Source organism: Spirillospora sp. NPDC046719, assembly GCF_040645715.1.
Lineage (GTDB): Bacteria > Actinomycetota > Actinomycetes > Streptosporangiales > Streptosporangiaceae > Spirillospora.
This window is the reverse complement of the sequence record NZ_JBEYYT010000570.1, coordinates 1-5,089: the sequence shown is the minus strand read 5'-3', so window position 1 is coordinate 5,089 and position 5,089 is coordinate 1. Positions and strand designations below refer to the sequence as shown.

General features: G+C 73.9%; 4 protein-coding genes. 2 read left to right on the top strand and 2 right to left on the bottom strand.

What is annotated here, in order from left to right:
- Positions 1 to 112: 112 nt before the first annotated feature.
- Together ABZ914_RS46230 and ABZ914_RS46225 are read right to left on the bottom strand one after the other, a co-directional pair.
- Entirely contained in the window at positions 113 to 2,053 is a 1,941-nt protein-coding gene (locus ABZ914_RS46230) for a hypothetical protein (RefSeq protein ID WP_500201016.1), read from the bottom strand.
- Positions 2,054 to 2,307: 254 nt separating this feature from the next.
- Positions 2,308 to 2,892, bottom strand: coding sequence for a YbhB/YbcL family Raf kinase inhibitor-like protein (locus tag ABZ914_RS46225; protein ID WP_433150764.1), 585 nt, complete (start codon positions 2,890 to 2,892; stop codon positions 2,308 to 2,310).
- A 380-nt stretch (positions 2,893 to 3,272) separates the two neighbouring features.
- On the opposite strand from ABZ914_RS46225, the gene ABZ914_RS46220 reads away from it, so the two are divergent.
- On the top strand, positions 3,273 to 4,646 hold the full coding sequence (locus ABZ914_RS46220; RefSeq protein ID WP_433150767.1) for an NAD(P)/FAD-dependent oxidoreductase: 1,374 nt from the start codon (positions 3,273 to 3,275) through the stop codon (positions 4,644 to 4,646).
- Between the two features lie 90 nt (positions 4,647 to 4,736).
- On the top strand, positions 4,737 to 5,089 hold a 353-nt coding region (locus ABZ914_RS46215; protein WP_500201015.1), incomplete at its 3' end, for an AfsR/SARP family transcriptional regulator.

Genomic DNA, 5,089 nt, shown 5'->3' with positions numbered 1-5,089 from the left:
GACACCCCCGCGTCCCCCCCCCCCCTTTAGAAGGAGCGGGCGACCCCGTTTATTTCCGGTTGTTCGGCGTCATTCGTGGCGTCCCTCGCTGCGGTGCTCGCGCGACGGCGCGTCAGCGGCGGTAGTTCTCCCAGTCGTCGGGCTGCTGCCGCGACCCGTACGGGTCGGCGTCGTTCGGCTGCCCGCCTTGCTGGTAGCCGCCCTGCTGCGACGGACCGGGGTAGCCCGAGCCGTACGCCTGGGTGGCGCCCGGGTCGTGCGGCGCGGCCAGCGGGTCGCCGCTGTTGTAGCTGCTGCCGCTGAAGTCGCCGTAGGCGCCCGTGCCGCCGCCCTGCCCGCCGCTCTGACCGCCGGAGCCGTACGGCTCCCGGGACCCGCCGCCCAGCGGGTCGTCGTAGCGGGGCGACTCGCCGTAGGCCGGGGCGGTCGGGTACCCGTCGGTGTGCGAGCCCTGGCCGTAGCCCGCTCCGGGGCCGGTGCTCGACGGGCCGAACCCGCTGTCGTACCCGCCGGAGCCGGACGCGCCGCCGGACGCGGGCGGGGGCCACGGCCCCGTGCCCGAGCCGCCGCCCGCACCCGTGCCCGTGCCCGTGCCGGTGCCGAACGAGCCGGTGCCGAGCGGGTCGCTCAGCGGGTCGTTCAGCGAGCCGTACGAGCCGCCGGAGTCCCCGGACGGGCCGCCCGAGGAGCGCTGCCGGTCGGTCTGGATGCGCTGGAGCAGCTCGTCCACGGTCGGCAGCTTGTGGTTGTCGGTGTCGGAGCCCGATCCGCCGGACGGCGCCCCGCCGAGACCGCCGTGCGCCGCCGGAGCGGCCGGGGCCGGGGGAGCGGGCGGGATCGGCTCGGCCGGGCCGGGCAGCCCGCCGGTCGTCTCGCCGAACCCGCGCGCGGGCTCCTCGGGCCGGCCGAGCGGCAGGCCCAGCGGGTCGGACGGCGGCGGCGCCTGGTGCGGCGCGGGCGGCTGCGCCGGCGCGGACGAGCCCAAGGGCAGGTCGAAGGCGTCGGAGCGGCCGCCGGACGGGCCGGTCGCCGGACGGGAGCCGAGCGGGTCGCCGCCGAAGTCGCCGTAGGACGGCTCGTGCGAGGACCCGTACTGCGGCTGCTCGGGGACGCCGTACTGCGGCTGGTCGCCGTAGGAGGGCTGGTCGCTGTAGGAGGGCTGGTCGCTGTAGCCGGACTGGTCCTGCGTGCCGTAGTGCGGCTGGTCGGCGTGCCCGCCGAACTGGTCGCCGCCGCCGTAGGACGGGTCGTACTGGTCGGCCGCCCCGTACGCCGGCTGCGGCTCCTGCCCGCCGTACACCTGCTGGTCGGGCACGCCGTAGGGCGCCTGCGAGCCGGGGCCGGACGGGCCGCCGAGCGCGCCGAGGTCGGTCGGGATCGGGTCGTGCGAGGTGGAGCCGGGGTCGGCGGCGTACGGCGCGTTCTGGAAGCCGCCGGGGGCCTGCTGCGGTCCGGTGCCGGTCGGGCCGCCGAGCCCGTTGAGGATCGTCCCGTCCGCGCCCAGGGAGACCGGCTGGGTGAGGCCGGGCTGCTCGACGGCGGGCTGCGGCTCGGGCGGCGCGACGTGCTGGGTCGCCTGCGCCTGCGCCTGCTGGGCGTTCAGCGGGTCGGCCGACGGGTCCGGCTCGCCCGCCTCCTGGCCGTGCTGCCAGGGGAACTTCGGCTTGTCGAAGGTGATGGTGGCCCAGTAGTCGTCGTCCTCCATCTCGTCGGACGACTGGCCGCCGGGAGCGGGCGGCGGCGGGGACGGGGGAGCGGCGGCGGCGGGCGGGGCGGCGAGCGGGCCGCCGGCGACGCGCCGGTCGAAGCCGGGGTCGGGGGCGGCGTTGCCGTAGCCCTGGTCGTACCCGGGGCCGTAGCCGTCGTCCTGCGCGCCCATGTCGTCGGGCGGCGGCGGCGCGGCGCGGCGGCCGCGGGGCTGCTGCTGCGGCTCGTCGTCCATCCAGTCGTCGTCGTCGCGGCCCGCCCTGCTGGCCCGCAGCCCGAGCGCCACGAGGACGACCACCAGGACCACGACCACAATGAGGCCGAAGACCACGATGTAAGAAGTCATGCCACCACCCAATGCCTTGGCCCGGCGAGAGTCGTCGGCGCGGTCCGCGGGTCGGGCCCGTTCGTCGCCGGCGGTCGGTCGTCCTCGGAGCTAGTCCGATTCTGTCCGACCGCTATGACCGTTGTCACACCCTTCGCGCACATTTACCCTCACCCGACGCGTATCGGCCGGCCCGTCCGGGCCACCCGCACACCCCTGTTGGCTCCAGCCCCCCGAAGGGGTCCGCGCCGACCCCGGGCCCGGAGGCTCCACGGTCAACGCGCCTGCTTGCCGCCGAAGTTCCCGGTGATCCGGCCGCGGCCCACCGTGTGCTTGGCGATGGCGCCGAGCGAGTCCCGGAGCTTGGCGCCTTGGCGGAACGGTGCCGGACTGTCCAGAGCGTAGATGGTGAACCGGTACCGATGCCGCTCTCCCTTGGGCGGGCACGGGGGCGCGTATCCCGCCTTCTTGCCTGTGGTGAGCCCCTCGACGGCGCCCTGGATCTCGGCGCCCTCGACGAGCTCGTTGGTCGTGCCGTCGATCCCCGCGATCACCCAGTGCACGTAGGCGCCCTCCGAGCCGTCCGGGTCGTCCATCACGATCGCGAACGACCTGGTGCCGGCCGGCGCCGACCAGTGCAGCGGCGGGGTCTTTCCCTCGCCGCCAGGGTACTTCGCGCAGCCGTACCGCGTGGGCAAGTCGCGCCCATCGCGGAAGACCGGGCTGGTCACCGTGAACCACTCCGACAGCTCGGCGCTCTTGTTCTGGGGCTGGCCGATCAGCCCGCAGCCGCCCAGCGCCGTGGTGAGCGCGAGGGCGCCCGCCGCGGCCAGGATCGGACGCCGTTCTCTGCTCTTCATGTCGTTACGCTCCCGGCCGAGATCGTACGCTGCGCGCCGCCGGATCGCCGTTCTCCCGGCCTGGCGCGCTCCGCGCCGGTGGCGCCCCCTTTCCCGTCCGGCCCAACCTTAGGGCTTCCACGGGTGTGGAACGGGCCTTTCCGTCCCCCGCGGCCGCGGCGGCCCTCGTGAACGCCGGTGTGAGTTGCGTCATGCCTGCTTTGCCCCGTTCCGGGCGAAAATTTGGGAAGGAGTGGCGAGTTTCACACGCTTGGTAACGCTCTACTTTGCCAGTTCAGGAAGTTTTCGTGTTCTTTCCTGGTTCTCGGTTGGTGTCGGGCACGTTCCATCAGCTAGTTTGTGAATGTCTTCACAAGCCGACCGTGACATAGGAGGCCGCAATGGCCAGGACCGCCGAGGAGACCCCTGGCGCTCCCCACATCCTCATCGTGGGTGGCGGCTATGTGGGCATGTACACCGCCCTGCGCCTGCAGAAGAAGCTCCGCAAGGAGCTCAAGCGGGGCGAGGTCAAGGTCACCGTGGTTGACCCGAACTCGTACATGACGTACCAGCCGTTCCTCCCCGAGGCCGCCGCCGGGAACATCTCGCCGCGGCACGTCGTCGTCCCGCTCCGCCGGGTGCTGCCCCGCTGCACCGTCCGCAAGGCGCGGGTCACCGAGCTCAACCACGACGAGGGGTGGGCGATCGTCCAGCCGCTGGCCGGACCGCCGGAGCGGATCTCCTACGACTACCTGGTCATGGCGGCCGGCGCGGTGCCGCGGCTGCTGCCCATCCCGGGCCTGGCCGAGAACGGCATCAGCCTCAAGACCGTCGGCGAGGCGATCCACCTGCGCAACCACGTGCTGGAGCAGCTGGAGATCGCCGAGTCCACCGACGACGTCGACCTCCGCCGCAAGGCGCTGACCTTCGTGTTCGTCGGCGGCGGGTTCGCCGGCGTCGAGGCGATCGCCGAGCTGGAGGACATGACCCGCGACGCCACCAAGTACATGCGCAAGGTCACCCCGCAGGACCTGCGGTTCATGCTCGTCGAGGCCGCCGACCGCATCCTGCCCGAGGTCGGCCCCGACATGGGCAAGTGGACCGCCGAGCAGCTGCGCGGCCGCGGCATCGACGTGAAGATGAAGACCTTCCTGCAGTCCGCCGTGGACGGCCAGATCGAGCTGTCGGACGGCAGCAGCTTCCAGGCCGGCACGCTGGTGTGGAACGCGGGCGTCAAGCCGTCCCCGGTGGTCCGGCACGGCGACCTGCCGGTGGACGAGCGGGGCCGCGTCAAGGGCACCGAGTACCTCACCATCGAGGGCCTCGTGCGCGCGTTCACCGCCGGTGACAACGCCGCGATCCCCGACCTCACCCAGGACGGGATGTTCTGCCCGCCGAACGCCCAGCACGCCGTCCGGCAGTCGAAGGTGCTGGCCGACAACATCGTCCGGTCGCTGCGCGGCAAGGCCCTCAAGCCGTACGTGCACGGCAACCTCGGCGCCGTCGCCGGGCTCGGCCTGCACAAGGGCGTGGCGAACCCGATGGGCTTCAAGCTCAAGGGCTGGCCCGCCTGGTTCTTCCACCGCAGCTACCACGGCGCGATGGTCCCGACCTTCAACCGCAAGATCCGGGTCATCGCCGACTGGACGCTCGCGCTGTTCCTCAAGCGCGAGACCGTCTCGCTCGCCAGCGTCGAGCAGCCGCGCGCCGACTTCGAGCTCGCGGCCCTGGACGACATCAAGCCGAAGGCCAAGTCGAGCGAGCCCGCGGCCTGACCCGCGCCTCGCGCCCGGCACCCGGCGCCCCGGCGGTCCCCGTGACCGCCGGGGCGCCGGCGTGTCCGGCGGTGGGGGAGAATCGCCGGTGTGCGGATCGGGATCCTGGGGCCCCTGGAGGTGCGTGCCGACGGCGGCCCCGTCGAGGTCGGGGGTGCGCGGCTGCGGGCGCTGCTGACCCTGCTCGCGCTGGACCCCGGCGCGGTCCTGCCCGCCGAGCGGATCATCGACGCGCTCTGGGAGGACGGCGTGCCGCGCGGCGCGCCGAACGCGCTGCAGTCCCTGGTCTCGCGGCTGCGCGCCGCCATCGGCCGGGAGGCGGTCGAGTCGCGTCCTGGCTCCTACCGGCTCGCCGTGCCGCGCGCGTGCGTCGACGCCCACGACTTCGAAACGCGGGTCACCGCCGCGCGGCGCGCCCCCGATCCCGCCGCCCGGTCGGCGGG

What these genes read in the sequence shown, in the direction of transcription:
- ABZ914_RS46225 (WP_433150764.1), bottom strand. Translation starts at nt 2,892, where the DNA reads ATGAAGAGCAGAGAACGGCGTCCGATCCTGGCCGCGGCGGGCGCCCTC.
- ABZ914_RS46220 (WP_433150767.1), top strand. Translation starts at nt 3,273, where the DNA reads ATGGCCAGGACCGCCGAGGAGACCCCTGGCGCTCCCCACATCCTCATC.
- ABZ914_RS46230 (WP_500201016.1), bottom strand. Translation starts at nt 2,053, where the DNA reads ATGACTTCTTACATCGTGGTCTTCGGCCTCATTGTGGTCGTGGTCCTG.